This window comes from Brevibacterium limosum (assembly GCF_011617705.1).
In the GTDB taxonomy this organism is placed as follows: Bacteria; Actinomycetota; Actinomycetes; order Actinomycetales; family Brevibacteriaceae; genus Brevibacterium; species Brevibacterium limosum.
Map to the genome: position 1 here is coordinate 2,687,300 of NZ_CP050154.1, position 25,888 is coordinate 2,713,187.

The 25,888-nt window shown below is 64.1% G+C and carries 23 protein-coding genes; 11 read left to right on the top strand and 12 right to left on the bottom strand.

Features of this window, described 5'->3' with window-relative positions:
• Positions 1-6: 6 nt before the first annotated feature.
• On the top strand, positions 7-2,118 hold the full coding sequence (locus GUY37_RS12110; RefSeq protein ID WP_166829715.1) for an iron ABC transporter permease: 2,112 nt from the start codon (positions 7-9) through the stop codon (positions 2,116-2,118).
• 160 nt (positions 2,119-2,278) lie between these two features.
• Here GUY37_RS12110 and GUY37_RS12115 read toward each other — a convergent pair whose 3' ends face one another.
• Both GUY37_RS12115 and GUY37_RS12120 read right to left on the bottom strand, forming a co-directional pair.
• Positions 2,279-3,643, bottom strand: a complete 1,365-nt coding sequence (locus GUY37_RS12115) for an SLC13 family permease (RefSeq protein ID WP_166826029.1) — start codon at positions 3,641-3,643, stop codon at positions 2,279-2,281.
• Positions 3,644-3,713: 70 nt separating this feature from the next.
• A complete protein-coding gene (locus GUY37_RS12120; RefSeq protein WP_166826032.1) occupies positions 3,714-4,847 on the bottom strand; it encodes a PrpF domain-containing protein in 1,134 nt (377 codons plus the stop codon).
• Positions 4,848-4,960: 113 nt separating this feature from the next.
• Here GUY37_RS12120 and GUY37_RS12125 point away from each other — a divergent pair, with 113 nt between their 5' ends.
• The gene (locus GUY37_RS12125; protein ID WP_166826034.1) at positions 4,961-5,881 is read left to right on the top strand and encodes a LysR family transcriptional regulator; all 921 of its coding nucleotides are present in this window, start codon (positions 4,961-4,963) and stop codon (positions 5,879-5,881) included.
• A gap of 69 nt (positions 5,882-5,950) precedes the next feature.
• Here GUY37_RS12125 and GUY37_RS12130 read toward each other — a convergent pair whose 3' ends face one another.
• A complete protein-coding gene (locus GUY37_RS12130; RefSeq protein ID WP_166826036.1) occupies positions 5,951-6,862 on the bottom strand; it encodes a LysR family transcriptional regulator in 912 nt (303 codons plus the stop codon).
• Positions 6,863-6,926: 64 nt separating this feature from the next.
• On the opposite strand from GUY37_RS12130, the gene GUY37_RS12135 reads away from it, so the two are divergent.
• The 8 genes from GUY37_RS12135 (at position 6,927) to nhaC (ending at position 16,453) form a co-directional block, all read left to right on the top strand.
• Positions 6,927-8,408: a malate:quinone oxidoreductase gene (locus tag GUY37_RS12135; RefSeq protein ID WP_166826039.1), complete on the top strand. Its 1,482-nt coding sequence runs from the start codon at positions 6,927-6,929 to the stop codon at positions 8,406-8,408.
• 215 nt (positions 8,409-8,623) lie between these two features.
• The gene (locus tag GUY37_RS12140) at positions 8,624-10,186 is read left to right on the top strand and encodes an ABC transporter substrate-binding protein (RefSeq protein WP_166826041.1); all 1,563 of its coding nucleotides are present in this window, start codon (positions 8,624-8,626) and stop codon (positions 10,184-10,186) included.
• Positions 10,187-10,188: 2 nt separating this feature from the next.
• Positions 10,189-11,301, top strand: a complete 1,113-nt coding sequence (locus tag GUY37_RS12145) for an ABC transporter permease (protein ID WP_227492712.1) — start codon at positions 10,189-10,191, stop codon at positions 11,299-11,301.
• Positions 11,298-12,233 carry an ABC transporter permease gene (locus GUY37_RS12150; protein ID WP_166826043.1) on the top strand — a complete coding sequence of 312 codons (936 nt, stop codon included), beginning with the start codon at positions 11,298-11,300 and terminating at the stop codon, positions 12,231-12,233. Before GUY37_RS12145 ends, GUY37_RS12150 begins: the two co-directional genes overlap by 4 nt.
• Positions 12,230-13,021, top strand: coding sequence for an ABC transporter ATP-binding protein (locus GUY37_RS12155; RefSeq protein ID WP_166826046.1), 792 nt, complete (start codon positions 12,230-12,232; stop codon positions 13,019-13,021). Before GUY37_RS12150 ends, GUY37_RS12155 begins: the two co-directional genes overlap by 4 nt.
• Entirely contained in the window at positions 13,018-13,848 is an 831-nt protein-coding gene (locus tag GUY37_RS12160) for an ABC transporter ATP-binding protein (protein WP_166826048.1), read from the top strand. Before GUY37_RS12155 ends, GUY37_RS12160 begins: the two co-directional genes overlap by 4 nt.
• Positions 13,849-13,871: 23 nt before the next feature.
• A complete protein-coding gene (iadA, locus tag GUY37_RS12165; protein ID WP_166826050.1) occupies positions 13,872-15,014 on the top strand; it encodes a beta-aspartyl-peptidase in 1,143 nt (380 codons plus the stop codon).
• Positions 15,011-16,453 (top strand): Na+/H+ antiporter NhaC, encoded by a 1,443-nt coding sequence (gene nhaC, locus GUY37_RS12170; protein WP_208094676.1) that lies wholly within the window; start codon positions 15,011-15,013, stop codon positions 16,451-16,453. Before iadA ends, nhaC begins: the two co-directional genes overlap by 4 nt.
• A 44-nt stretch (positions 16,454-16,497) precedes the next feature.
• On the opposite strand, the gene GUY37_RS12175 is transcribed toward nhaC, so the two are convergent.
• Positions 16,498-17,409 (bottom strand): helix-turn-helix domain-containing protein, encoded by a 912-nt coding sequence (locus tag GUY37_RS12175; RefSeq protein ID WP_166826053.1) that lies wholly within the window; start codon positions 17,407-17,409, stop codon positions 16,498-16,500.
• A gap of 18 nt (positions 17,410-17,427) precedes the next feature.
• Here GUY37_RS12175 and GUY37_RS12180 point away from each other — a divergent pair, with 18 nt between their 5' ends.
• Complete coding sequence (locus tag GUY37_RS12180) at positions 17,428-17,850, top strand: VOC family protein (protein WP_166826056.1); 423 nt, start codon at positions 17,428-17,430, stop codon at positions 17,848-17,850.
• On the opposite strand, the gene GUY37_RS12185 is transcribed toward GUY37_RS12180, so the two are convergent.
• From GUY37_RS12185 to GUY37_RS12220, 8 genes are all read right to left on the bottom strand, one after another.
• Positions 17,825-18,433 (bottom strand): hypothetical protein, encoded by a 609-nt coding sequence (locus GUY37_RS12185; protein ID WP_166826058.1) that lies wholly within the window; start codon positions 18,431-18,433, stop codon positions 17,825-17,827. The two genes, GUY37_RS12180 and GUY37_RS12185, sit on opposite strands and share 26 nt — an antisense overlap.
• Before the next feature lies 1 nt (position 18,434).
• Positions 18,435-19,973, bottom strand: a complete 1,539-nt coding sequence (locus GUY37_RS12190; RefSeq protein ID WP_166826060.1) for a sodium/proline symporter — start codon at positions 19,971-19,973, stop codon at positions 18,435-18,437.
• The gene (locus GUY37_RS12195) at positions 19,970-20,185 is read right to left on the bottom strand and encodes a hypothetical protein (RefSeq protein ID WP_166820676.1); all 216 of its coding nucleotides are present in this window, start codon (positions 20,183-20,185) and stop codon (positions 19,970-19,972) included. The genes GUY37_RS12190 and GUY37_RS12195 overlap by 4 nt, the downstream gene beginning before the upstream one ends.
• Before the next feature lie 121 nt (positions 20,186-20,306).
• Entirely contained in the window at positions 20,307-21,935 is a 1,629-nt protein-coding gene (locus GUY37_RS12200; RefSeq protein WP_323127504.1) for a molybdopterin-dependent oxidoreductase, read from the bottom strand.
• Positions 21,936-21,957: 22 nt separating this feature from the next.
• On the bottom strand, positions 21,958-22,278 hold the full coding sequence (locus tag GUY37_RS12205; protein ID WP_152347750.1) for a hypothetical protein: 321 nt from the start codon (positions 22,276-22,278) through the stop codon (positions 21,958-21,960).
• 53 nt (positions 22,279-22,331) lie between these two features.
• Entirely contained in the window at positions 22,332-23,849 is a 1,518-nt protein-coding gene (locus GUY37_RS12210) for an aldehyde dehydrogenase family protein (RefSeq protein ID WP_166826064.1), read from the bottom strand.
• Complete coding sequence (locus GUY37_RS12215) at positions 23,846-24,742, bottom strand: dihydrodipicolinate synthase family protein (protein WP_166826067.1); 897 nt, start codon at positions 24,740-24,742, stop codon at positions 23,846-23,848. Before GUY37_RS12215 ends, GUY37_RS12210 begins: the two co-directional genes overlap by 4 nt.
• A gap of 306 nt (positions 24,743-25,048) precedes the next feature.
• Positions 25,049-25,843 carry a Bax inhibitor-1/YccA family protein gene (locus GUY37_RS12220; RefSeq protein ID WP_166829721.1) on the bottom strand — a complete coding sequence of 265 codons (795 nt, stop codon included), beginning with the start codon at positions 25,841-25,843 and terminating at the stop codon, positions 25,049-25,051.
• Positions 25,844-25,888: the final 45 nt, after the last annotated feature.

Consider the following 25,888-nt stretch of genomic DNA (forward strand, 5'->3'; position numbering starts at 1 on the left):
CGCCCGATGACCTCCCAGCGGACGGCTGCGGCACCGGAACCGACCATGGTTCCAGTCCGCGGCCGCGGAGTCGTCGGTGCCCTGTCGACCGCCGCCGCTCTGCTCGGTCTCGTTGCCGTCCTCCTCATCGCTTCAGCCTGGCATATCACGCAGGGAACCTCGGGCATCGGCATCAGGGAACTGTTCACGGCCGTGACCGGCACGCTCTCCCCCGCCGAGGATGGCCCCAGTGCCCGTGACATCCTCGTCGGATCCCGGCTGCCGCGTGTGGGGGCGGGCATCCTCGTCGGCCTCGCCTTGGGTGTGGCCGGCGCCCTGTTCCAATCACTGGCGCGCAACCCCTTGGCATCGCCGGACACATTGGCGGTCACCGGCGGTGCGTACTTCGCCGTCACCGTGGTCACCGCCTTCGGCATTGCGATTCCGATCTGGGCCTCGGGAGGGGTCGCCTTCCTCGGCGGTCTGCTCGCCGCAGGCCTGGTCATGGGTCTGGCCGGAGGTGCCGGAGCCTCGACGACTCGGCTCGTGCTGGCGGGCACGGCCACGGCGATGGCGCTGCAGGCGGCGACATCGACTCTGCTCATCCTCTTCGCCGAAGAGACGACGAGTCTCTTCTCCTGGGGTTCGGGCACTCTCAATCAGCTCGACGGGACCGCGGCCCTGCGCAGCATTCCCGTCATCGCCGTCATCGCCGGCGGTGCGATCCTGCTGTCGAGGCGTCTGGACCTGCTCGGTCTCGGCGACGACGCCGCCTCGGTGCTCGGGGTTCCGGTCAGGTCGACGCGGGCCATCGGGATCCTCCTCGCTGTCATGCTCACCGCCACTGCGGTGACCCTGGCCGGTCCGATCGGCTTCGTCGGCCTCTGTGCCCCGGTCATCGCCCGACTCCTTGCCCGCGTCGTACCGAGCCTCGGCCGTCATGCCGTGCTCTTTCCCGCCGCCGGTCTCATCGGCGCGATCATCGTCATCGTCGCCGATGCCCTCCTGCGCGCCATCGTCGGTGCCACCGAGGCGATCACCCTCCCGTCGGGAGTGACGACAACTGTGCTCGGGGCGATCGTCCTCGTTCTTCTGGCGCGATCGATGCGCACGGCATCACCGGCCGCGGCCACCTCGGCGGCGAACTCGGCTGTGGTCGGTCCGCGACGGGCCGGCTTCGTCATCGGCATCGGCGTCGTGGTCCTCATCCTCGTCGCCGTGACCGGCCTGCTCACCGGGGAACGGTTCTACCTCCTCGGCGATGTGCTGCTGTGGTTCCAGGACCGGGCGGCACCCGTCATCGACTTCGCCTTCGACTCACGGGCGCCCAGGGTCACCGCTGCCCTGGCCGCCGGTGCCGCGCTGGGACTCTCCGGCACCCTCGTCCAGGCCAGCGCGTGCAACCCCCTGGCCGAACCCGGCCTGCTCGGCATCACCGGTGGTGCCGGGCTGGGTGCCGTCATCGTCGTCACCCTCATCCCCGGCGCCGGTGTCGGACTCGTCTCCGGGGTCGGCATCGTGGGCGCCCTGGTCGCCTTCGCCATCGTCTACGGGCTCTCGTGGCGGGGCGGAATGAATACCGATCGTCTCGTCCTCATCGGCATCGGCCTGTGGTTCGGGTTCACCGCGCTGACCACGCTGTTCCTCGTCCGTGCAAATCCCTGGGACACGCCTGCCCTCTTCACGTGGCTGTCCGGATCGACGTACGGAAGGGCGTGGGCGGACATCGCACCGGTCACCCTCGCCCTGCTCGTCGCCGTACCGCTGGTGTTCGTGTGGACACGCGAGCTCGACCTGCTTGCCCTTGATGATGACACCCCACGGCTGGTCGGGGTTCCGCGTGAACCGGTGCGCCTGGCGGTGCTCATCACCGCTGCGGTGCTCGCTGCGGTGAGCGTATCGGCTGTCGGCGTCGTCGGATTCATCGGTCTCGTCGCCCCGCACGCTGCGCGCGCTCTGGTCGGCGCCCGTCATATCCGGGTCGTGCCCACGGCGATGCTGCTCGGAGCCGTGGGCCTCGTCGTCGCCGACGCCGTGGGTCGCACTGTCATCGCTCCGGCGCAGATCCCGGCCGGTCTCATCGTCGCCCTCATCGGCGCCCCGTATTTCGTCTACCTGCTGGCACGCACCCGAGCCTGACATTGCGTGAGACTCGCAAGGTCCCGCGCTGTTCCTCGCCTGCCCGGTTGCCTTGCAATTCGATGTGCACTCACCAGCCGATCCGAGTAACGATCAACAGACGAAAGGTCGCCGCCGAATCACGATGGCATTCGGCGGCGACCTGTGTATCGTTCGGTTGTCAGATGATTCCCGTCGGCACCAGCAGAGCCCACGCAAGAAGCGGGGCGATGAGGACGACGAACCCGGCGTAGATCATGAGATCGCGCCAGATTGTTTTGGCTTCGCCGCCCTGCGTGTTGGCAATGATGAGCGCACCGTCTGTCGAGAACGGAGAGACATCGACGATCGTCGCCGATACCGCGAGCGCCGACATGACGGCTGTCGCGCTGAGGGCACTCTGCTCGAGCAGAGGGATGGACATCGGAATCAGGGCGGTGAGCAGCGCAGTCGAGGATGCGAAGGCAGAACTCACTCCGATGACGTAGCAGAGGACGATCGCGACGATGAGTGGAGCACCTATTGCCACCGCCATCTTCGAGAGCGAATCGATGACACCGGCGTGGGTGAGCAGGCTGACATAGACGATCATGCCCGACACCAGAAGGACGGTCGACCACGAGATTCCTGAGACGAGGTTCTCGGAGCTCTTCAAGGAGGTGAACGCCAGCACGAGTCCACACGCCAGCCCGAGGAAGCCGATCGGCAGCTCGAACCCTACGGCACCGATGACCATGACAACGATGAGACCGATCGTCATCCACACCTGCCGAGTCATCGGCGATGTCGTCGTGGGCACCTCGGTTTCAACAGCCACGGCCGTTCCGGAACCGCTGCTCGGCGCAGTCGTCCCACCTGCCGTGTCGGGTCTCCGGCTCCCCGAGCCTGCGTCTCGCTGAGCTCCCCAGCTTTCAAGCGTGTCTGGATCGGGCACTGTACGCAGTCGCCCGAGGGCCTTCATCACGACAACAGTGAGAATAGTGACCAACAAGTTGACGACATAGGCTGCGAGGAAGAGAGCGCCACCGTTGATCTCGAAGCCATTGGCCTCGGCAATGTCACGAACAATGTTTCCCGACACGGAGATCGGTGAGAACCCACCGGCGTGTGCACCGTTGATGACCATCGCGCCCATCACCACTCCGCTGTAGCCGGTCGAGGCACAGAAGCCCATGGCTGCCGGTGCCAGCAGAGCAACCGCGGCGGGAGAGAATGTGCCCATCGCCGTCAGCAGCGAGGAGACGAAGAAGAAGATCCACGGCACGATATTGATCCGACCCCGGACTGCGCGGATAGCCAGATCCACGAGGACTCTGATGGTCCCGTTCTTCTGGGCGATGCTGAAGAAGAAGGTCACGCCGACGATCGTCAGCACGATGCTCGCGGGAAACTCCTCAAGGATCTCCTTGTCATCCATGCCGAAGACGAAGGTGCCGAAGACGAAAGCCCCGACGAGGCCCATGATCCCGATATTGATGGGCCATTTGGTGGCGGCGATGAACATCACCACCAGCACCACGAGCATGAGTATCTGGACTAGGGACATGGGTGTTCCTCCAACTTCATTGTCAGCTGATCTTCCTTGAAAAGATTCAGGTATTCCTAGGGACGGTCGTTCATGAGACCAGGGGCAGATCTATGTCTGCGTGGGCAATCCGCCGCGCCACTCGTCTGACTCCGAGACGAGCGACTTGCCCTGACTCGGTGAGCTGAACTCGACAGACGATGACTCCGACGGGGGTGCCGATTCTGATAGCCACCTCGTCGTCGGCCCCGGTGTGCTGAAGAGCCCGCTTGTCGATGGCGTCATTGACAAGGCTTCCTTCGACGAAGGAAGCACGTGCCAGGGCGATCGCCGAAGTGATTCCGATGGCGGGATGCAGATCGAACATCGATACCATCCGCGCAGAGATGTCGTAGTCTCCGGCGGAGATCCTCTCTCCGGAGATGCTGGTGTAGTCGGACGGCGGCGCGATGAGACCTACCTTGGGTACGGCAGGGCTCGGCTCCTCGCCTTCGCCACGCAGCCCCATTGACCTCGAGGCGGCCGATCGAATCTCGACGAGCTCCTTGAGTCTCAGACGGATCTCCGCGGTCGGCTCGGTCCCGGACAGTCCGAGTTCAGCGGCACTGACGAAGCAGGCCGGAGCACCGGCGTCGATGCAGCTGACGGTGATCGAAGCACCGTCGCAGCTCACCTCGGTGGCTGCCTCTCCGGTCGGCAGCAGCTCGCCGGTTGAAGCACCGTCGACGTTTTCGAAGAAGACGTTGACCGGAATGCCCGGCATCGAGCTTCCCGGTATCGTTTCGGAGCCGTTCGATGGAATCTTCTTTCCGGGCGTAGCTACATGAGCGACCACGACGGAGCGAGTATTCTCATTCACCATTCTCACCGGAGTGACTTCGCCGTCAGGTCGGACCAGTCCGTTCTGAATAGCGTAGAGCGCGACAGCCGAAGCGCAATTGCCGCAGTTCGACGTGAACTCGACCGCCGACTGGCCGATTCCGACCTGCGCGAACAGGTAGCTGATGTCGATGCCGGGGATCGCCGACGGCGAAATGACGGCAGCCTTGGAGGTCGTCGAGGAAGCGCCGCCGACTCCGTTGAGCTGACGGTCATCTCCCGACCCGAAGGCCGCAGACAAGGCTTGCGCGATCCCAGCTCTGTCCGCCGGCATCTCGGCATTGGCGAACAACCAGCACTTGGACGTTCCGCCTCTGTACCACTGTCCGTGGAGCTGACTTTCCACTCGCATCTCCTTGGTCCATCGCCGCTGTCTGCGACGACGAACATCAAGTTTTCACATCGGCCAGTTAAGTTCAATCAACACTTAGTAACCTCTCTATAAGCTACGCTTAAACTATGAGTTCAGCGCCTTACAACGTCGACCGCCTCCTCCTGCTGCTTCTCGTCTTTCGGACAGGCAGCCTCTCTGCCGCCGCCGACGAACTCGCGTTATCGACCTCGGCAGTGTCTCAGCAGATCAGCAAACTGGAACGCGAAGTCGGCCTTCCGCTGGTCGTCCGTCACCCGAAGGGCATGCGCCTGACAGATGCCGGAGTCAAGCTCTCGTCTTATGCGGCGACCATCGACAATGCGCTCACGGCCGCACGGAACGACATGTCCGCGTTTGCTCAGCTCGACCGAGGCGAAGTCCGGATTGCCACTTTTCCGACCTTCGCCGCGTCGGTGATGCCGAAGATCCTTCAGCATTTCCATGAACTGCATCCCGACCTCGATGTGACGGTCAAGAGCTACCGTCTCGACCGTATCCAAGAGGCGCTCGAACGCCGCGAAGTCGATCTCGCGACAGTGTGGGACTACCCCTGGGCGCCGATCGACGACCAGATCCCCGTGACGACGACGCTGCTCAAAGAGCCCACGATGCTGCTTCTGCCATCAACTCACGCCCTGGCACGACGCAGAGTCGTGGAGCTCAAAGAGGTGGCGGACAATCCATGGATCACTCGCTCTTCCCACCCTGTGGCCTCGGTGCTCGGACGGATATGCAGTGATGCCGGGTTCGCGCCGCGCATCGTCTTCGAGGCCAATGACTACCAAGAGCTTCTGGGCATGGTCGCCGCCGGGCTGGGGGTGGCCATCGCCCCTCGCCTTGCAGTCCATTCCCATGGCCCCGACGTGAAGGTCGTCTCCATCAGAGGAAATCCAGCGCCGAGACGCATCGTCCTTTCCCAACTGCCCGAACGAGTGCCATCACCGGCTGTGCTGTCTCTGGTTCGCGCATTCCGCAAGATCGCCAGCGCGAAGGAATGGCGGACCTAGCAGCTCCCTCCGACTCCAGGACCGAGCATCTCCACATGCGACGGTCTCAACGATGTACGCACTTTCGCTTCAGCCCTCAATTGCCCACGCGGCCGCGTGCTCGCGGATGAAATCGCGCAGGCGCTCGACGACCCGGCCGGGCCGACGCACAGCCGAACACAGCGCGACCTCACGCACGTATTCGGCCCCGTCCAGAGCCACCTCGGTGATTCCGTCGACCGGACGCACCGCGGGCGGGATCAATGCCACGCCCATTCCACGACCGACGAATTCGCGGATCGTCGAGAACTCGGTGACCTCGATCTTCACCTCCGGATCGAATCCGCTGGCCTGACACCAGTGGTCGGTCAGCACCCGGAGGTTGTAACTCGCAGGGGTGGCGATGAATTCCTCGTACGCCAACCGATCCAGGGTGATGCTGCGGACACCTGCCAGCGGGTGCACATCGGGCAGCGCCGCGATGATCGTCTGCCGTGCGAGCACCTCGTGGCTGACCTCGGGCGGCGGCGGAATGATGATCGCCAGATCGAGAGTGCCCCGCTGCAGATCAGCGACGAGCTCGGCACCGTGGGCCTGTTTGAGATCGAGGCGGATGCCGGGATGAGCCCGATTGAAAGCCGCGAGCAGGTCGGGCACCTCACCGGCGCCCATCGTCAGCGGAAATCCGAACCGAATCGTGCCGTGCTCGGGATCGGCCGCCTCGGCGAGATCGGCCAGCGCCGCATCGATCTCCGTCAGCGGGGCACGCACCGCAGCCACGAGGTCCAGTGCTGCCGTCGTCAGGCCGATGGCGCGTCCGCGCGGGACGATCAACGGCACACCGAGGTGGCCCTCGAGTGCGTGGATGCGTCGGCTCATCGTGGACTGAGGTATTCCGAGGGCGGCGGCGGCCTCGGTCAGGTGCCCGTCCTGGTCGGCCAGTTCGACGAGTTCCCGCAATGCCGTCAGCGGCGCCGTTCGAGCAGCGGGTGATCGTTCCATATTCGGATCATACAGTTCCGATAGCTCATTGGACGGATGATTCGTTCGGGCGCAGGGTAAAAGCATGACGACGAACTCCGCACATTCCACGCACGTTCCCGATGCCGATCTCGTTCTCATCGGCGGTGGCATCATGTCAGCGACTCTGGGCTCGATGCTCGCCCTGCTCGAACCCCAGTGGCGCATCCTCATGCTCGAAGCCGCCGAGGACATCGCCGCGGAGAGCAGCGACCCGTGGAACAACGCCGGCACCGGGCATTCGGGGTACTGCGAGCTCAACTACATGCCCGATCCCGCCGATGGCGCGAAACCGGCAGAGATCGCCGGACAGTTTCACCTCACCCGCCAATGGTGGGCCCATCTCGTCCGACTCGGGCTCCTCGACCCGGCGGACTTCATCCGCTCGGCCCCTCATATGAACCTCGTCTTCGGGGACACGGACGTCACCTACCTGCGTCGACGCGTTGACACCCTGAAAGCCGACCCGCTGTTCTCCGAAATGGAGTACACAGAGGATCCGGACACTATCGCCCGGTGGGCTCCCCTGACGATGGAGGGACGAGCCGACAGCGACGAGCCCATGGCGGCGGCCCGTCACCCGCGCGGCACCGATGTCGATTTCGGCGCTCTGACTTCGGCGCTGCTGAGCATCGGGTCCACCGAGGTGCGTGCGGGTCACACAGTGACCGGGCTCGAATCGCGCGCATCGGGCTGGACGGTCAGCGGATCGACGCCGGCGGGACCGTTCGCCGTGCACGCGAAGACCGTGTTCGTCGGGGCCGGCGGCTTCGCGCTGCGACTCCTGCAGAAAGCCAGGATCCCCGAAGTCCGCGGCTACGCCGTCCTGCCGGTCGGCGCGGCGTTCTATCGGTGCTCGACCTCGGCCGTGACCTCCCGGCACCGGGCGAAGGTCTATGGTCAAACCGATGTGGGCGCCCCGCCGATGTCGGTGCCTCACCTCGACCGACGGATCGTCGACGGTCGGGAACATCTGCTGTTCGGCCCCTATGCGACCTTCAGCACGAAGCTGCTCAAGCACGGTCGGCTCACCGATTTCTTCACTGCTCTGCGACCGAACAATCTTCACGTCATCGCGGCGGCCGGCCTGCAGAATCTCAGCCTCGTGTCATTCCTCATCAAGGAGCTTGCGGCCCGCCCATCGCGGAAGTTCGCGCAGCTGCGTCGCTATTTCCCGCTCGCCCGACGGAATGAGTGGACGCTGCTGCCGGCCGGGCAGAGAGCACAGCTGGTCAAACCGGACCCGAGGAGGATCGGGGTCCTGCAGCAGGGCACCGAACTGGTCGTGTCCGCCGATGGGTCGATCGCGGGTCTCCTCGGAGCCTCCCCCGGAGCATCGACGGCGGTGCCGATCATGTTCGATCTGCTCAGACGGGCCTTCCCCACCCAGTGGCACGGCGGCTGGAAGAACCAGATCGCCGAGGCGATCCCCGACCTCGATCGCAGCGACTGGACCACCGAGGCGGTCGATCGCTCTCATACCGAGACCGATGAGGCACTCGGACTGTCTGAGGTCAGCTTCGGCTGATGCGCGCGGACTTCCGGTGTGCGTACTCACTCCCCCTCGCCAGATGAGGCACCCGTGCGTGGACAGCAGCCGCAGATCAGAAACCTTGCATCGCCGAGTGAGACGTTGGCGGAAATGCACAGTGGAAAACACCCAGCATTGTGGCAGGTTGAATTGCATAGGAGGCTTTTCAACTCTAATGTGACTCACAACACTTACTGTTAGGGAGATCACACATGAGGCGTCTGACCCGCAATTTCGTCGCAATCTGCTCCACCCTCGCATTGACCGCCGGGCTTGCCGCCTGCGGCAGCGGCTCCGACGAAGCCGGCGGTGCCGGCGACACGATCGTGGCCGAGACTGCCTTCAACCTCAAGACGATCGACCCGCATCGTCAGTTCGAGTTCACGGGATCGACCATCGACAATGCTGTCTACCAGACGGCTCTCGAATTCGAGGACGGTGACCTCACGAAACCGACCGATGGACTCTGCTCCTTCGAAATGTCCGACGACAGCAAAGAGATGACGCTGACCCTCAAAGATGAGGATGCGAAATTCTCCAACGGCGATCCTGTCACCGTCGACGACATCGTCTTCTCCTTCGAACGACTCCAAGGAATCAAGGGCAATCCCTCGTTCTTCCTCGACGGAGTGAGCGTCGAAAAGGTCGACGACGAGACCGTGAAGCTCATCAGCAAGGACCCCAACCCCGCATTGCCCTATATTCTTCCGAACGCCTCCATCGGGATCGTGAACTCGAAGGTGGTCAAGGAGAACGAGGGAACCACCGATGAAGACGACGGCGCCGAACAGTTCCTCAACGAGAACTCACAGGGCTCGGGACCGTACAAGGTGGAGAAGTACGACGCCGACAGTCAGGTCGTGCTGACCGCGAATGAGCACTACAACGGCCCCGAACCGAAGTACAAGCGAGTGGTCCTGCGCAATGTCTCGGCAGAGACCCAGCTGACAGATATCCAGTCGGGTCAGGCTCAGGTCGCCTACGATCTCAACTCCGATCAGGCGAAGCAGATCGACGAGTCCATGGGCAAGATCTCCAGCCTGCCCTCGACCCGCAGCCTCTACATCTTCAACAACACAGATGAGAAGACCGGCGGCCCCGCCGCAGATCCGGACTTCCGCAAGGCTGTGATGGCCGCGATCGACTACGACAAACTCATCGACCTCGCCGGTGAAGGATCGCAGCGCATGGCCAGCCTGGTGCCGAACGAATTCGTCGGCGCGGTCTCGAAGGACGAAGCTCCTGAACGCGACCTCGCGAAGGCGAAGAAGCTGCTGAAGAAGGCAGGCTACGACGGGGAGAAGGTCCCCTTCCACTATTCGAGTGATCAGGCCGTCAACGGAGTCGACCTCGCGCAGCTCGCCGAGACTCTGCAGGCGCAGCTGAAGGAAGCCGACATCAACCTCGACCTCAAACCCGCCCCGAGCTCGACTCAGCTCGACGGCTTCCGATCCGCCAAACAGCCGATGGGCATCGGAACCTGGGGTGCGGACTTCCCCGATCCGACGAACTACAACGTCTTCATCCCCGGAGGCAGCGTCGCCGAACGCGTGAACTGGAACGAAGACCCACAGCTGAAGAAGCTGGCGAACGAAGCAGCCAAGGCAAAGGGTGATGAGCGCGATTCCGCCTACGCGAAGCTGTTCAAAGCGACCACCGATACCGCGGTGTGGATCCCACTCGTCCAGCCGGTCGACACCGTCGCCGTCGGTTCGAGCATCACGAAGTTCGTGTCCAACGCCGACGTCTCGTTCGACTTCGCAAAGGCAGAGTGAGGATGGCGGAAGCCACCACAGCACCACAGGGCGGGCAGACTGCGCCCGCGCCTGATGACACCGACGCGGCTCAGCGAATCAAACCGCCGAAGCTCCATCCGCTGCTCCGATTCATCCTCATCCGGATCGGGATCTCGATCATCCTGATCTGGGGCGTGACTGTGGTGACGTTCCTACTCACCAACCTCGTACCCACCGACCCGGTCGCCGCCATCCTCGGCGACCGGGCCGCGGCGGATCCCGAGATCGTCGCGCAGACTCGGGCGAAGCTCGGGCTCGACCAACCCCTCATCGTCCAGTACTTCACCTATCTCGGCAATCTCCTGCAGGGTGATCTGGGTGTGTCCAACCAGACGCGCACACCGGTGCTCGCGTCGATCGGACAGGTCTTTCCCGCCTCGATCGAGCTCGGCATCGGAGCCATCCTCATCTCCGTCATCCTCGGTCTGCTGCTCGGACTGCTCAGTGCACTCAAGCAGAACACGATCGTCGATCACGCGATCCGCACGCTCAGCCTCATCGGCATCTCCGCACCGACCTTCTGGATCGCGACCGTCGCCTACTTCGTCTTCTTCTTCAGACTCCGCGTCGTTCCCGGCGCCGGACGACTCGACCCGTGGATCACACCGCCTCCGAAGGTCACCGGACTCTATACCGTCGATTCCCTCCTCGCCGGTCAGATGGCGACCTTCACGAACGCTCTCGGCCACCTCATTCTGCCCTCGTGCGTGCTCGCACTGTTCACAATCGGACTGCTCACCCGCTTCAGCCGGTCCAGCGTCCTCGACATCATCAGATTCGACTACGTCACCGCGGCGAAGGCCAAAGGCCTGCCGAGCAGAACCGTGGTGTTCAAGTACATCTTCCGCGGCGCACTGGTCCCGATCATCACCGTCGTCGGACTCGCGTTCGGTTCCCTGCTCTCCGGAGCGGTCCTCACAGAGACGGTGTTCGCCTGGAACGGGCTGGGCCAATATGCCTACCGCGGGGCGACGACGCTCGATCTGCCGGTCATCATGGGCGTCGGCCTGGTCATCGGCGTCGTCTACATCCTCGTGAACTTCATCGTCGACCTGATCTACGGCTTCGTGGATCCGAGAGTGAGGGTGAGATGAGCATCGGCACCCCGAAGCTCCCGGCCAATGCCCCTACCGGCACCGAGGCGGCTCCGCGCGATCCCGTCGACCCCGGGCTGAAGAGGCGGCAGATCCGCTTCCCGAAGGCTCTGCGCACTCCGTTGGGGTTCGTCGGTGCGGGCATCCTCGTGCTCTGGCTGATCGTGGCGATCTTCGCACCGCTCCTTGCCCCGTTCGATCCTCTGGCTCAGAACTTCCCCCGGCTCTCGGCCCCAAGCAGTGAGAATCTGCTCGGAACAGACACCCTGGGGCGAGACGTGCTCTCCCGTATCCTCGTGGCCGCCCGGACCACCTTGCCCGCCGCGGTGTTCGTCGTCATCTGTTCGGCGCTGCTCGGCTCGGTCCTCGGTGCCATCGCCGGATACTTCGGTCGAGCCGTCGATGAGATCATCATGCGCATCGCCGATCTGGTGTTCGCCTTCCCTACGATCATTCTCGCCATGGTCATCGCAGCCGCACTCGGGCCAGGACTGAAGAACGCGATCATCGCGATCCTGCTCGTGTCCTGGCCGTCCTACGCACGTGTCACCAGGTCACTGGTGATGACCGCGCGCAGCAGCGAATACGTCATCGCCGGACGCCTGCTCGGCTTCAGCGCTGGCAGATCGTTGGTCCGCGAAATCGCTCCGAACGTCATCTCTCCTGTGGTGGTGCTCGCCACCCTCGACGTCGGTTCGGCGATTCTCACGATGGCAGGGCTGTCGTTCCTCTCTCTCGGCGCCGTTCCGCCGACCCCGGATTGGGGCGCAATGATCAGCGAAGGAGTCTCCCAGTTCGCGGCCTGGTGGATCGCGTTCTTCCCCGGTCTGTGCATCCTCACCATCGTCATGGCGTTCAATTTCATCGGTGACAGTCTGCGCGACAGTCTCGACCCGCATACTGCCCAGGAAGTTGGTGAGACGACCTCATGAGCATGATCAGCATCAGAGATCTCAATCTCTCTGTCACCACGGGCAAGCAGACTACTCATATCCTCAAAGATGTCTCTTTCGACCTCGAAGCAGGTCGCATCACCGGAGTCGCAGGGGCGTCTGGTTCCGGTAAGACCCAGACCGGCCTGGCCATCATGGGGCTCTCTCCCGCGGGCGCGGAGTTGAGCGGGAGCATCGACTTCGACGGAGTCGAATTGGTGGGTATGCCGGGCAAGCAGCACAACCGTCTGCGCGGGGTGCAGCTGTCCATGGTCTTTCAGGATCCGGCCTCGGCGTTCCATCCCATGCTCACGGTCGGCGACCAGATCACCGACCACCTTCGGCACCACCAGAAAGTGTCGAAGAAGGAAGCCCTGGCCAAAGCCATCGACATCCTCGGTCGGACCAGGGTCCCGCACCCAGAGGAAGCGGTGAAGAAGTACCCGCACCAGTTCTCCGGCGGACAGCTGCAGCGAATCGCCTTCGCCTCGGCAATCATCTGCGACCCGAAGGTCCTCATCGCCGACGAACCGACCACGGCACTCGATGTCACCGTTCAGGCAGGCATCCTCCGCCTGCTCAGGGACCTCTGCGACGACCTCGACCTCGCTGTCCTTCTCGTCACTCACGATTTCGGTGTGCTGTCGTCGGTGGCGGACACCATCGTGGTGATGAAGAACGGCGTCGTCGTTGAGACCGGAGACCGGGAAACGGTCATCACCGCGCCTGAGCACGAATACACCCGCTCACTCATCGAATCACTGCCGGGAGCAGAGGTTACACAATGACATCGGTTGACTACTCGCAGACCGCGGCAAGCGACGAGACCGCTGCCTCAGAAGCACCCCTGCTCTCACTCGATTCCGTGTCATGCGAATACAAACTCGATGGCGGGGGACGCTTCCGCGCCGTCGACGGAGTCTCGTTGCAGCTCGGCCGTTCTGAAGTGCTCGGGCTCGTCGGAGAATCCGGCTGCGGCAAATCCACGTTGGCCAAACTCATCTGCGGCCTGGAGAAACCAGCCGGTGGACAGATCTCCTTCTACGGCAACTCCGTGAAAGCGCTGGGGTTGAAGAAGCGTGCGAAGAGCCTGCTGGGAATCCAGATGGTCTTCCAGAATCCCTACGCCTCGCTCAATCCACGTCGACGCATCCGCGACCAGCTCGAAGACGCGCTGGCCCTGGATCCGTCTGGACGCTGGAGTGTCGAGTCACTCCTCGACGCAGTCGACCTTCCAGCCAACGCATCAGGACGCTACTCGCATTCGTTCTCCGGGGGTCAGCGTCAGCGCATCGCGATCGCTCGTGCTTTGGCGGCGGGTCCGAAAGTGCTCATCGGCGATGAGCCGATCGCCTCTCTTGATGCATTCCTGCAGGCCCGAATCGCACGCATGATGCGCGACCTGGCCATCAGTTCCGGGGCGTCGATGATCTTCATCAGCCATGACCTCTCGGTGGTCCGTGACATCGCCGACCGTGTGGCAGTGATGGAGGCAGGCAGGATCGTCGAGGTCGGTTCGACGGAACAGATCTGGAACGATCCACACCATCCCTATACAAAGAAGCTCCTCGCTGCCATCCCGCAGGTCGACGGCAAGGGGATCATACCTGGTTAGCCGCGGCAAGGAGAGGACATGACATGGTGGCATTGTTGCAAGGGGCCGAAGTCTTCGCCCCGGAACGACTCGGACGGCAGGACATCCTCATCGAGGGGCAGCAGATCACTTTCATCGGTGACGTTCCCGTCGAAGCAGTGACCGACCTGCCTCATGCCACTGTCATCGATGCCCGCGGTCTGACCGCCACACCGGGATTCGTCGACCCGCACGTCCACATCGCCGGTGGCGGCGGTGAAGGCGGGTACGCCAACCGCACCCCGGAGATCCTCGTCAGCGACATCGTCAGCGCCGGGGTGACCACGGTGGTCGGTTGCTTGGGAACCGACGGGGTGACTCGCAGCCATGCGGATCTCCTCGCCAAGGCCCGAGGGCTCGAGGGCGACGGAATCTCCACGTATATCTACACAGGCAGCTACCAGGTCCCGGCACGAACGCTGACCGGCACCGTCGTCGACGATGTTGTCCTCATCGACAAGGTCATCGGCGTCGGCGAGGTTGCGATCTCGGATCGGCGTTCTTTCCAGCCCACCGTAGAAGCATTGGCCGAACTCGTCAGCCACAGCCACGTCGGTGGGCTGCTGAGCGGCAAAGCGGGCGTCACCCACTTCCACGTCGGACCGTACGCGTCGCGGCTGACCCCGCTGCACCGGCTGCTCGACGAGTACCCGATCGCCCCGCGGGCCGTCTATGCCACTCACGTCACCAGGAGTCCTGAGCTACTGGCCGATGCGGTGAACCTCGCGGCCAAGGGCGCCACCGTCGACATGACCGCGGGTTCGACGACCGCAGAGTCGGTCAGAGACTACATCGAACTCGGCGGCGACCTCACCCGCCTCACTCTGTCGTCGGACGCCAACGGCAGTCTGCCCGAATTCGACGCAGACGGAAGGCTGCTCGGCCTGGATGTAGCCAAACAGACCACACTCTACGAACAGGTGTGGGAGTGTGCCGAATTGCCCGGTATGGATCTGTCTCAGGCCCTCGCCCTCGTCACCTCCAATACGGCAGATGCTCTCGCGCTCGGGCACAAGGGCCGCATCCGCAGCGGGTGCGACGCCGACGTCCTCCTCACCGATGACCAACACAGCATTCAGCTCGCATTTGCCCGGGGACGCGAGATCGTCCGCGACGGCGAACCCCAGATCCGAGGGACCTTCGAATGAGCCACGAACCCGGCACCACGACCCACACTGCCGACGTCGAGGAAAAGCGCCCGTCGCTGGGATGGTCTCTGGTTCCCCTGGCCGCGATGCTCGTGCTGCTGGCCGTGGGCTACGGCGTCCTCGGCCTCGCCCCGGAGCCGTTGTTGATCCTGTCTGCGATCATCGCCGGCGTGGTGGCTCTGCGCATGAGGCTGACCTGGGAGGATATGCTGCTGGGGATCAGAGAGAAGCTCGATACGGCGATGCCGGCTCTGCTTGTGCTCATCTCCATCGGCATCCTCATCGGCACGTGGATGATCGCCGGAACCATTCCGATGATGATCTACTACGGTCTCGGCCTCATCAGCGCGAAGTTCATCGTCCTCATCGCCTTCGTCATCTCAGCGATCGTCTCGGTCATCACGGGAACGTCCTGGGGTTCGGCCGGAACAGTGGGCGTGGCCCTCATGGGCATCGCCACGGGCCTCGACGCCCCGCTGGCAGCGACAGCAGGAGCGATTGTCGCGGGCGCGTACTTCGGCGACAAGCTCTCTCCGCTGTCGGATACGACGAATTTAGCTCCGATAGCTGCGGGAACCACACTGTGGGAGCACATTCGCCACATGCTCTACACCACGGTCCCGGCCACAGCCGTGGCGCTGGCGCTCTACCTGTTCGTCGGCATCAATCAGCACTCGGGCGGCACCGATTCGGACCAGATCAGCGCCGTCACAGGGACCTTGGAGGGTCTGTTCTCCTTCAACGTCCTCCTGCTTCTGCCGATGGTCATCGTCCTCGCCGGTGCCGTGCTCAAACTGCCGACGCTGCCGACGATCATCGGATCGTCACTGGTGGCCGGGATCCTTGCGGCGATCTTCCAGAAGGCCAGCGTCGAATCGATCTTCGCCTCGACGGTCGATGGATTCACCCCGGACATGCTCGAAGTCGGGCCCTCGACGCTCGAGAGTCTGGACCCCGATGTCGTCGAGTTGGTGTCGCAGGGCGGGATGGCGTCGATGACCGGTGTCATTCTCATCGCGTTCAGCGCCTTCGCGTTCGCTGGGATAATGTCGAAGTCCGGAGCCCTCGAAACCATCATCCGCTCGCTGCTGAAGTTCGTGAAGCGCACGGGAGACCTGGTGCTCTCAACTGTTCTGTCATGCGTCACGATGGCCGTCGTGACCGGCAACTCCTATCTTTCGATCATCGTGCCGGGCGAACTGTTCAAGAAGGCCTACGCCGACCGCGGTCTGGATGCCAAGAACCTCTCGCGCACGCTCGAGGACTCCGGCACCGTTGTCGTCCCACTCATTCCGTGGTCCTCAGCGGGCGTCTACATGGCAGGCGTCCTTGGAGTCTCCGTCCTCGACTATGCGCCGTGGGCGGTGTTCTGCTACGTCGGCTTCACGTTCGCCATCATTCTCGGCTACACCGGTTTCGGCATCGCCGAACGTCGCTGAGACAACTGATCTGATGATTTTTCCTCGACGCTTCCGGGCCACTTTCAGCTTCGGCTGATGCGCGCAGACTTCCGGTGTGCGTACTCGGCTGGGCTGTATCCGGTGACGCGAACGAAATCTGTGCTGAAGTGCGATTGGTCGAACCACCCGAAATGAGCACCGAGATCGGCCAGAGTCCCGCCCCAGCCGCGGTCGATCGCTCCGACCGCATCAATGACACGTGCCCTGGCCAAGATCTTCTTCACTCCGACCCCGCAGAAGCTGCTGAACATCCGCTGCAGAGTGCGCTCACTGATTTCTGCTCTCTCCGCGAGGATCTTCAGACTCACGACTTCGGGGTCGTCGAGAATGCCGAAAACGCGCTTCAATCGTTCGTATCCCGGGGTCATCTGCGGCCTCCAGGACAGCAGCCAGCTCTCGACCGACGAAGCCAGCTCGCCGAATTCCGGTGCCCCGTCCCTCTGCGACTGCGAAAACATGTCCGCCAACCCGAGGTCGGCCTCCAACCTCGGAAACCACTGCTCGGCAGATACTGTCGAATCGCGGATGCTCACCGGCTTCTGGTCGGAAAAGGCCAGTGTCGCGCCCGGGTGAAAGTTCACCCCGAAGACTCCGCCACGACCGAAGATTCCCACATCGAATCGCCGTTGGGTGACCGGACCGGTCACCCAGGCTCCGGGACCGTCAACGTGTGCCCGCCGGCTGTTGCCGAACTCGAAGGTCAGATTGATGGTCGGTTCGGAGACTGTCGCCGTCTGGTAGCTCTCACCGTCCGGCAGGTCCCATTCGACGGCCCAATAGCGTTTGACGAAGGGACGCAGGCGCTCAGCGACGACACGAACGGACGAATACTGCGCGTGTTCGAGCATTTCGTCCGGCTTGAGAACCCGACCATAGAAATGCTGCGGCGTCTCTTCAGTCTGTGACGCATTTTTCCTAGTGACGTCATCGTCCATGGAACAAGAATGTCAGACATGACTGACACACAGAAGACCGACACCGTCCCGAGCACCGCCGGCACCACCAGCGCAAAGCCCGTCGCCACACTCGCGATGGTCACACTCGATGCCCCGAACGCTGCCGAGCTCGGCGAGTTCTACTCCTCCGTCCTCGGCTGGCCCATCGCCTACTCGGACGAGAACTATGCGATGCTCTCCGGCCCCAGTCACGCTCTGGGCATCGGAACGACCCCCGACTTTCAGCGCCCGAGCTGGCCCGACGACGGGCACAAGCAGTTCCACCTCGACCTCGCCGCCGATGATGTCCAGGCCGCGGCCGATCGCTGCGTCGAACTCGGAGCCACCCGCGCGGACCCGCAGCCAGGAGACACCTGGATCGTGCTCATCGATCCTGCCGGTCACCCGTTCTGCATCACGGACGCGAAGAACTGGGGCTGAGCTTTTCCACTCGAACGATGTAGTGGGAGGCATCGAGTCCGTCGACGAGGATCGTCGCCGCATATTTCTCGTTCCCACCGGTGACGAGCCAGTTGGGTTTGAGGACCTTGCGCGCTCCTCGATCGTCTGCCCCTGAGATGTCGATGCCCATGCCGAGTTTGACTGTTTTGAGCACCTTCGTGCGTGCGAGTGCCTGAGCGGTCCTCTCGGCTTCCGACCCGCTCGGAGCTTGCCGCTGTTCGCTGCGTGCGCCGATGATGTCGGCCCACTCCTGCCGCGCAGCGGCCTCGCCATCAGGTATGAAGTCAGCGATCATGCCGCGGCCGGACACCGCATTGACGAGGATGTCCATGCGCTGACCCGGACCGACCGCACGTCGCCGCAGCAGCCCGCGGGTTCGCACCGTGAGCGGTACCCACCAGAACGGGTGGAAGACCGCTCTGACCTCGGCGGTCGCGCCGGGGATCTTCCGCTGGAAGGCGGCGAGCGCCTCGGCGGAGGTGATGTGCGGATTCATCCGCACCGGCAGCTGAATCTGCGAGGCGGTGGACGTCTGCGAACCGGTTCCGATATCGGCGCTCATCTCATGCGTCCTTCGGCACCTGCCCGGCCAGAGAATCATTCTGCCCGGTGAGCATGGAAGCTGGGATCGCGCCGATCTTGTCGGTCTCCTTCAGCGCCTCCACCACGTGGGCAGGCACCGGGTGCGAACGCTGGGTGGCCAGGGAGACGAGGATGAGCGCAAGCGTCGAACACACGATGCCCACACCCATCGGGTCGACGCCGGTGACGTCGACGAGTCCGGTCAGCTGCCACACGACGGATGACACGGTCCCGGCGATCATCGACCAGATGGCTCCGGGCACGTTCGCTTTCTTCCACCAGGCGGCGGCGATGTAGACGGGCACGAATGCGGCGCCGAGCACGGTCGTGGAGAAGATGACCACCTCGGCGACGGCCGGCGGATCGTTGACGGCGACGACGTAGCCGATGACGGCGAGGATGAGGACAGTGAATCGCGAGACCCATACCGACTGCTGATCGGACATGTCCTTCTTGATGAAGCGCTGGAACAGGTCCTGGCTGGCGATCGTGCCCGACTGCAGCAGCAGTGCGTCGGCGGTGGACATGATCGCGGCCATGATGCCGGCCATGACGATGCCGACCGCGAAGTTCGGCAGCACGGTGTCGGCGACCTGGAAGACCGCGAGCTCCGGGTTGTCGAGGTTGGGCAGAAGAATGAGCGCCATGATGCCGACGATATAGGGCGCCGGGATGAACAGCAGGTTGAAGCCGGTGGCGTACATGCTCGCCGTGCGGGCGACCGAGGGCCGCTTCATGGCCATGTGACTGACGTTGACGTGCGGCCACCCCATGTAGCCGATCGAGAAGACGAGGACGGCGCCGATGATGACGCCCCACTGCACGGATTCGATTCCGTCCGGGCCCCACATGGTCAGCAGGTTCGGGTTGATCTGCCCGACCGCTTCATTGCCCGCGGTCCACCCGCCGACGGCCTGAAGCGTGCCGATGAGGATCCACACCATGCCGATGAGCATGATGATCGCCTGCACGAAGTCCGTGTATGCGACGGCCAGGTAGCCGCCGAGGAACGTGTAGAAGACGATGACTCCCACGGCGATGAGCAGTGCCCAGGCATAGGGGATGCCGGTGACCATCTCGAGGCCGCGACCGCCGGCGATGAATTGGCTCATGACGTAGAAGAAGATGCAGAAGACCGCTACGGGAGCCGCGATTGCGCGGATCCATTTCGACGGGTAGCGGTGTTCGAGGTACTCGATCGAGGTCAGGGAGCCGAGGATCTGGGAGAGCTTGCGCATCCGCCGGCCGAGGATGGAGAGGTTGAGCACGCCGCCGCCGATGTCGCCCATCGCGTACCACAGCGAGAAATACCCCTTCGTGTACGCCAGCGAACCCGCGCCGAGGAACATGTAGCCCGACATCGACGAGGACTGCAGACGCAGAGCGGTGACCGCCGGTCCCAGGCTGCGACCGCCGAGCAGATACCCTTCGCTGCCCTTCGATCCGACCTTGAGCGTCCACACGCCGATGCCGGCCATCGCGACGAAGTAGATGACGAGGAACCAGGTTTCGAGATTCATGCCACTCCCCCGTTCCCCTTCGCCGAGGCGGTCCCGCCGTTGGTCGCGGATCCGCCGTTGCCGGATGCCCGAGATTTGGCCAGGGCTTCGTCCTCGACCACGTCCTCGGCTTTCCATCCCCGGGAGAGAAAGACGAATACGAGGGTGTAGATCACCCAGATGGCGGGGATTCCGAAGATGATGACGACCGTCGCCGTCGGCAGACCGAACACGTTGACCACCTCGTTGTGTCGCAGAGAATCAAGAAGCTGTGAGTGTGTTCACAGTATGGCCTGAAACCGGTCACACCGAGGCGTCGAGACCGAAAGGTGAGAATCGGCGGGTCGGGCCCGGTCAGCCCACGGTGAATTGGCGGTCGTGGAACCCGGTTGCGGCACTCGGGATGGCGGGGCGACGCTGGGAGGTCTGCACCGTGCCTTCGGCGTCGATGGCGCGCACCGTCACCGTATGCGTTCCCGCATCCAAGCCGGTGAACTCGCATCGCCATTGCCGCCAGGTGTCGTTGTCCAGCTCTTCGCTCAAGTCGGCTTCATGCCAATCACCGTTGTCGATGCGCACCTGCACCTTCCCGATTCCCGTGTGCTGGGCCCAGGCCATGCCCGCCGTGACCACTCGGTCGTCGCCCTGCGGCGTCACTGTGGCCCCGGGTCGGGGCACGTCGATCTGCGAGGCGACGAGCACAGGTCCGTGCGTCGACCAGCCGCGAGTCGTCCAATAGGCCTCCTTGTCCGCGAAGCGGGTGACTTCGAGGTCGGTCACCCATTTCGTGGCCGAGACATATCCGTAGAGTCCGGGGACGACGAGGCGCGCCGGGTAACCGTGGTCGCGCGGCAGGGCGTGACCGTTCATCCCTACGGCCAGCAGCGCCGCCCGGTCGTCGGTGAGGACTTCGAGTGGGCTCGAGGCGGTGAACCCGTCATCGGAGCCCGAGAGCACCATATCCGCACCGGCTGTCGGCTTCGTCCGTGCGAGCAGCTCCCGGATCGGATAGCCCAACCATTTCGCGTTGCCGACGAGGTCTCCGCCGACTTCGTTCGATACGCACGCCAGGGTCACATAGTGTTCCTCCAACGGCAGGTCGAGCAGTTCGGCCATGGTGATCGTGACTTCGTGTTCGACGAGGCCGTGGATGCGCAGCTGCCAGGTCTCGGCGTCGATCGACGGTGGGATCAGTGCGGTGTCGATGCGGTAGAAATCATCGTTCGCGGTGACCAGCGGGGTCAGTCCGGACACGTCGAGTTCGGCTCCTGCTGGGATCGCCGGCGCCGAGGTGGCCGGTCGCGGAAGGACGAGTTTCGTCACCGTTCCTGCCGCACTGCGGGCCAGTGTGGCCGCGGACTGTCCGGCCGCGACGGCGGCGACGCCGACCGCGCTCAGGCCCGCGGCCAGCCCGAAGAAGGCCCGCCGCCCGGGTCGGGCAGGAGATTGGTCCTGCTTGCCGGTTCCCGCCTCCGCAGAGTCGGCCGTGGAATGGTCCGCAGCCGAGCCTGCCGAGGATGTGTCGGTCGAGCTTCCTCCAGCACGGTCGGGGACATCGGCGAGCCGGAGGAGTACGGCGAAAGCCACGGCACCGGCCGCGACTCCGCCGAGACTCGGTACGGTGGCCGGAAGTCCGACACCCGAGCTGAATCCGACGACGGCCGGCAGCAGTGCGAAGCCGATGAGCAGGACGAGAGCGAGACCGCGGCGGCGGGCGCCGATCCACCCGATGATCGCCCCGAGACCGGTGCCGCCTGCGACGATGGTGATGACGAGGGCGAGTTTGTCGTGAGTGCCGAAGACTGCGATCGCGGACTTGATGAGAACGGTCGGCAGCAGCGGGATGAGGGCCTGGCCGATGAGCAGTGCCGGGGCTGACGCCGCTGCCAGTGAGAGAGCGATGAGTTCGGCGGCGCCGAAGTAGATGAGGGTGGCGACGATCCCGGCGATCACGGAGGCCCATGTGCGTGGGGCGCTCGCCATCATGCCCTCCCTGTCCTCGTCATCAGGCCAGATTTCGACGCAGACGCACGGCCGCCTCGGTGAGGGCGTTGATCCGGTTCTCGCGATCGGGCAGTGTCTGGGCCGAATGCAGTCCGTGTTCGAGGAGCACGACGACCTGGTCGGCGAGGTTCTGGTCGCCGAGTTCCGGGACCGGGCGAGAGTCCGAGCCGATCTGTGAGAATTCGGTCAGGGCCCCACGAATCGCTGCGCGTCTGCTCGGAGCCGGTGGGGCCGCCTCGTCGAGTTGGGCAGTGGTCAGGGAGATGATCCGGATGCGCAGACGGCGCACCTCGGTCTCGAGTTCCGCCGCTGCTGTGGTCATGGACTCATGATAGTCCTCGTCCATCGGAACTGCGGCGGAACTCGAGACGCCGCTCAGGTGTCGGCCACCCAGACGGTCATGGTCTCCTGATAGGTCTCCAGCGCTTCCGGGCCGTTGTCGCGGCCCCAGAATCCCGACTGTCGCATACCGCCGAACGGGGTGGCTTCGGTGCCTTCGCTGTAGCCGTTGACGGCGAGGGTGCCCACGCGGAGCCGGCTCGCCCACCACCGCACTCGGGCGATGTCCTCGCACCACACGCTCGAGGCCAGCCCATAGGGTTCGCCGTTGATGAGGTCGACGGCGTCGTCGCGGCTGGTGCGCTGCAGCAGCTGGGTGACGGGGCCGAAGATCTCGCCGCGACCGAGTTCGCTGTCATCGGGCACGTTCTCGATGACGGTCGGCGGGTACCAGGTGCCCGTGTCGGGGACAGCGGCACGGGTGTTGAGGATCCGTGCTCCCTTCTCCACCGCTTCGTCGACCCAGGAGGTGATGCGGTCGTGGGCGCGGACGTTGATCACCGGCCCGACATCCGTATCGGCGTCGAACGGGTCGCCGACGGTGAGTGCTTCGGTCGCATTGATGAGCGCGGTGCGGAATTCGGCGAACCTCTCGTCATCGTCGCCGACATAGATCACCCGAGACGCGGCGGTGCAGTTCTGGCCGCTGGTGCCGAAGGCGGCACCGGCGATGTCGGCGGCGATGGCCTCGAAGTCCGTGGCGTGGGCGGAGTCGACGATGTAGCCGGCTCGTCCGCCGAGTTCGAGGGACACCTTCTTGAGGTTCGAACGGGCCGAGGATTCGAGGAAGGACCTGCCGACGGGGCCCGATCCGGTGAAGGTGAGCACGTCGATGCCCAGATGCAGCCCCATGGCGGCGCCGATGTCCGCGCCGGTGCCTGTCAGGACGTTGAGGATGCCGTCGGGCACACCTGCCTCGGTGGCGAGCTTCGCGAGGTGGAGGGCGCTGAGCGTCGAATCCTCAGAGGTCTTGACGACCATCGCATTGCCGGCGGCCAGAGCCGGGGCGATCTTCCAGCCGAGCATGGCCACGGGGTAGTTCCAGGGCAGGATCGCCCCGACGACACCACTGGGCACCTTCGTCACCCATCCCCACCCATCAGGGCTGCGCAGATACCGTCCGTCATCGCGGGAGATGAGATCGGCGCTGAGTCTGAGATTCGCGGCGACGTCGGGGACGTCTTCCTCGACGCTGCCGCCGGCGACCTTTCCTGCTTCGATGCCGTCGAGATAGGCGATCTCTTCCGCGTCGGCTTCGACGAGGTCGGCGAGTCGGCGCAGCACCCGGGCCCGCAACTTCGCGTCCTCGGCCCAGTCGGTCTCGTTGAAGGCGGTGCGTGCTGTGGCGACCGCTTCATCGAGCTGCTGCTCGCTCGCCGCGGAGAGGCTGCCGATGACCGTTCCGTCGCTCGGTGAGATGAGACCGATCTCATCTCCGGTGCCGGTCACGGCTCGGCCGCCGATCCACTGTCCGAAGTTGCCGTCGATGATGGCCCGCACCGCGGTTCGACCGCGGTCGACGAGAGTGTTCGTCGCAGTTGTCGTGGTGCTCATGCTGTGTGTTTCCTCTCCAGTTCGGCGATCGCGTCGAGCAGCGTCGCCAGTGCTTCGGGGCCGGCGGTCGGCAGGGGTGGACGCACGGGCCCCTGTTCGTGGCCGGACCGTCCGAGCGCCTGTTTGATGAGTGAGATGAATGCGGAGTCGTCCTCGATGAGCCCGAGAGCCGGCCCGAGGCTTCTCCATAGGTCGACGGCGCCGGCCCAGTCACCGCGCTCGGCAAGTCCCCACAGCCTCTGGCAGTGATCGGGCAGCAGCCAGGCGGACGCGGCCACCCAGCCGCTGGCGCCCTGGGCGAAGCCCTCGAGTGCGATCCCGTCGGCTCCGACGAAGATCTCGGTGTCTTCACCGAGGCGGCTGCGCAGCTCCCGGATGCGGGTGGCCGCGCCCGAGGTCTCTTTGACGCTCCAGAGTCGACCGGTGTCCGTGAGCGAGGCGAGGTGGTCCGGGAGCAGGTCGGTGCCCGTGGAGTGGGGGTTGTTGTAGACCATGACCGGCAGTTCGGACGCCGTGAGGACCGGGTGAAGGGCGGCGATGACGGCTTCGGGTTCGAGCCCGCCGTAGAAGGGCGGGGTGACCATGACGGCGTCGGCTCCCCGTTCGGCGGCAGCGGTGATGTGGGCCGACATTTCGGCCGGAGTGTAGGCCATACATCCGATGACCACGTGTGCCCGGCCGTCGACGGCAGAGACGATGGTCTTGATCTGCGCTTCCCGCTCGGCGGCACGCAGCGCCAGCGCCTCCCCCGTGGCCCCGAGACCGAGGAGACCGGTCACGCCCGAGTCGAGCACCTCCTCGATGCGGCTGCCCAGGGCGTCGAGGTTCTGGTCTCCGTCCTCGGTATAGGGAGTCGTCGGAACGGCGAACACACCGCGCATCGGATTCGTCATCGAATCGTCCTCTCTGACAATGAGAATTTTGGTCCGCTCTTCGACGATGAAGACGGTCCGCCGACGCAGTTCGTCGGTAACTCAGACGATAGGCAGAAAAGTGATCACAAGCAATGGGGAGGCCCGATTTCCGTCGCTCAAGGTGAAGCGCGAATATCGAACAGTGCACCTGCCGGCAACCGCGCTGCGCCTTGATCGACGGTCGACGAGCCGGAACACGGCGACGAAGGGCGGATCCCCACCTCGGGGATCCGCCCTTCATTCAGCGCTCGGTCGCAGCCCGTACGTATCGGCTGCGGGCCGCTCTCAGTCTCTGAAGTAGGAGATGAGGCGCAGGATCTCGATGTAGAGCCACACGAGGGTGACCATGAGCGAGAATGCGCACATCCAGGAGTACTTCTCCGGGATCTTGTGCTTGACGCCCTCTTCGATCATCTGGAAGTCCATGATCAGCGTCATCGCGGCGAGCACGGTGGCGACGATGCCGATGATGACACCGAGGGGGAACGTCATTCCCATGATGTTGATCTCGACGCTGCGGGCACCGCCGGTGCCGGTGAACATGGCGATGCCGAAGTTGATGATCGAGAAGATCGCGTAACCGCCGACGGCGATCATCATGAACTTCATCATCTTCGAGCCGTAGCGCACGCCCTTGAACTTGAAGAGGGCGAGCATGACGCCGAAGACGCAGAGCGTGGCGAGCACGGCCTGGACGACGATTCCGGGGAACGCCGCCTCGAACATGGCGGAGATGCCGCCGAGGAAGACGCCTTCGAATGCGGCATAACCGATGATCAGGGCCTTGTTCGGTTCCCTCTTGAAGGCGTTGACGAGGCCGAGAACGAGCGCGATGAGCGCCGCGGGCAGAGCGAGGACGGGCACGAGCCAGCCGACGACGGCACCGGCGAGGAGGATGGCGAAGAGCACGCCGGTCTTCATCATCACGTCGTCGTAGGTCATCGCACGGTCGGCGACCTGGGGGCCTGCGTTGCGGTTCTCGGCGGCCGGTTGGTTGAACAGGTTGTTGAGTTCCTGATCGGACATGACCGGCTGATTGCGGCCGGCCTGGGCTCCCTGATTGATCGCCCGGTTCATCATGGGGTTACTCACGGTCGAGATCCTTTCGATCTGAGCAGAATGTGC

What these genes read in the sequence shown, in the direction of transcription:
- GUY37_RS12110 (WP_166829715.1), top strand. Translation starts at nt 7, where the DNA reads ATGACCTCCCAGCGGACGGCTGCGGCACCGGAACCGACCATGGTTCCA.
- GUY37_RS12115 (WP_166826029.1), bottom strand. Translation starts at nt 3,643, where the DNA reads ATGTCCCTAGTCCAGATACTCATGCTCGTGGTGCTGGTGGTGATGTTC.
- GUY37_RS12125 (WP_166826034.1), top strand. Translation starts at nt 4,961, where the DNA reads ATGAGTTCAGCGCCTTACAACGTCGACCGCCTCCTCCTGCTGCTTCTC.
- GUY37_RS12130 (WP_166826036.1), bottom strand. Translation starts at nt 6,862, where the DNA reads ATGGAACGATCACCCGCTGCTCGAACGGCGCCGCTGACGGCATTGCGG.
- GUY37_RS12135 (WP_166826039.1), top strand. Translation starts at nt 6,927, where the DNA reads ATGACGACGAACTCCGCACATTCCACGCACGTTCCCGATGCCGATCTC.
- GUY37_RS12140 (WP_166826041.1), top strand. Translation starts at nt 8,624, where the DNA reads ATGAGGCGTCTGACCCGCAATTTCGTCGCAATCTGCTCCACCCTCGCA.
- GUY37_RS12145 (WP_227492712.1), top strand. Translation starts at nt 10,189, where the DNA reads ATGGCGGAAGCCACCACAGCACCACAGGGCGGGCAGACTGCGCCCGCG.
- GUY37_RS12150 (WP_166826043.1), top strand. Translation starts at nt 11,298, where the DNA reads ATGAGCATCGGCACCCCGAAGCTCCCGGCCAATGCCCCTACCGGCACC.
- GUY37_RS12155 (WP_166826046.1), top strand. Translation starts at nt 12,230, where the DNA reads ATGAGCATGATCAGCATCAGAGATCTCAATCTCTCTGTCACCACGGGC.
- GUY37_RS12160 (WP_166826048.1), top strand. Translation starts at nt 13,018, where the DNA reads ATGACATCGGTTGACTACTCGCAGACCGCGGCAAGCGACGAGACCGCT.
- iadA (WP_166826050.1), top strand. Translation starts at nt 13,872, where the DNA reads ATGGTGGCATTGTTGCAAGGGGCCGAAGTCTTCGCCCCGGAACGACTC.
- nhaC (WP_208094676.1), top strand. Translation starts at nt 15,011, where the DNA reads ATGAGCCACGAACCCGGCACCACGACCCACACTGCCGACGTCGAGGAA.
- GUY37_RS12175 (WP_166826053.1), bottom strand. Translation starts at nt 17,409, where the DNA reads ATGGACGATGACGTCACTAGGAAAAATGCGTCACAGACTGAAGAGACG.
- GUY37_RS12180 (WP_166826056.1), top strand. Translation starts at nt 17,428, where the DNA reads ATGACTGACACACAGAAGACCGACACCGTCCCGAGCACCGCCGGCACC.
- GUY37_RS12185 (WP_166826058.1), bottom strand. Translation starts at nt 18,433, where the DNA reads ATGAGCGCCGATATCGGAACCGGTTCGCAGACGTCCACCGCCTCGCAG.
- GUY37_RS12190 (WP_166826060.1), bottom strand. Translation starts at nt 19,973, where the DNA reads ATGAATCTCGAAACCTGGTTCCTCGTCATCTACTTCGTCGCGATGGCC.
- GUY37_RS12200 (WP_323127504.1), bottom strand. Translation starts at nt 21,935, where the DNA reads ATGGCGAGCGCCCCACGCACATGGGCCTCCGTGATCGCCGGGATCGTC.
- GUY37_RS12205 (WP_152347750.1), bottom strand. Translation starts at nt 22,278, where the DNA reads ATGACCACAGCAGCGGCGGAACTCGAGACCGAGGTGCGCCGTCTGCGC.
- GUY37_RS12210 (WP_166826064.1), bottom strand. Translation starts at nt 23,849, where the DNA reads ATGAGCACCACGACAACTGCGACGAACACTCTCGTCGACCGCGGTCGA.
- GUY37_RS12215 (WP_166826067.1), bottom strand. Translation starts at nt 24,742, where the DNA reads ATGACGAATCCGATGCGCGGTGTGTTCGCCGTTCCGACGACTCCCTAT.
- GUY37_RS12220 (WP_166829721.1), bottom strand. Translation starts at nt 25,843, where the DNA reads ATGATGAACCGGGCGATCAATCAGGGAGCCCAGGCCGGCCGCAATCAG.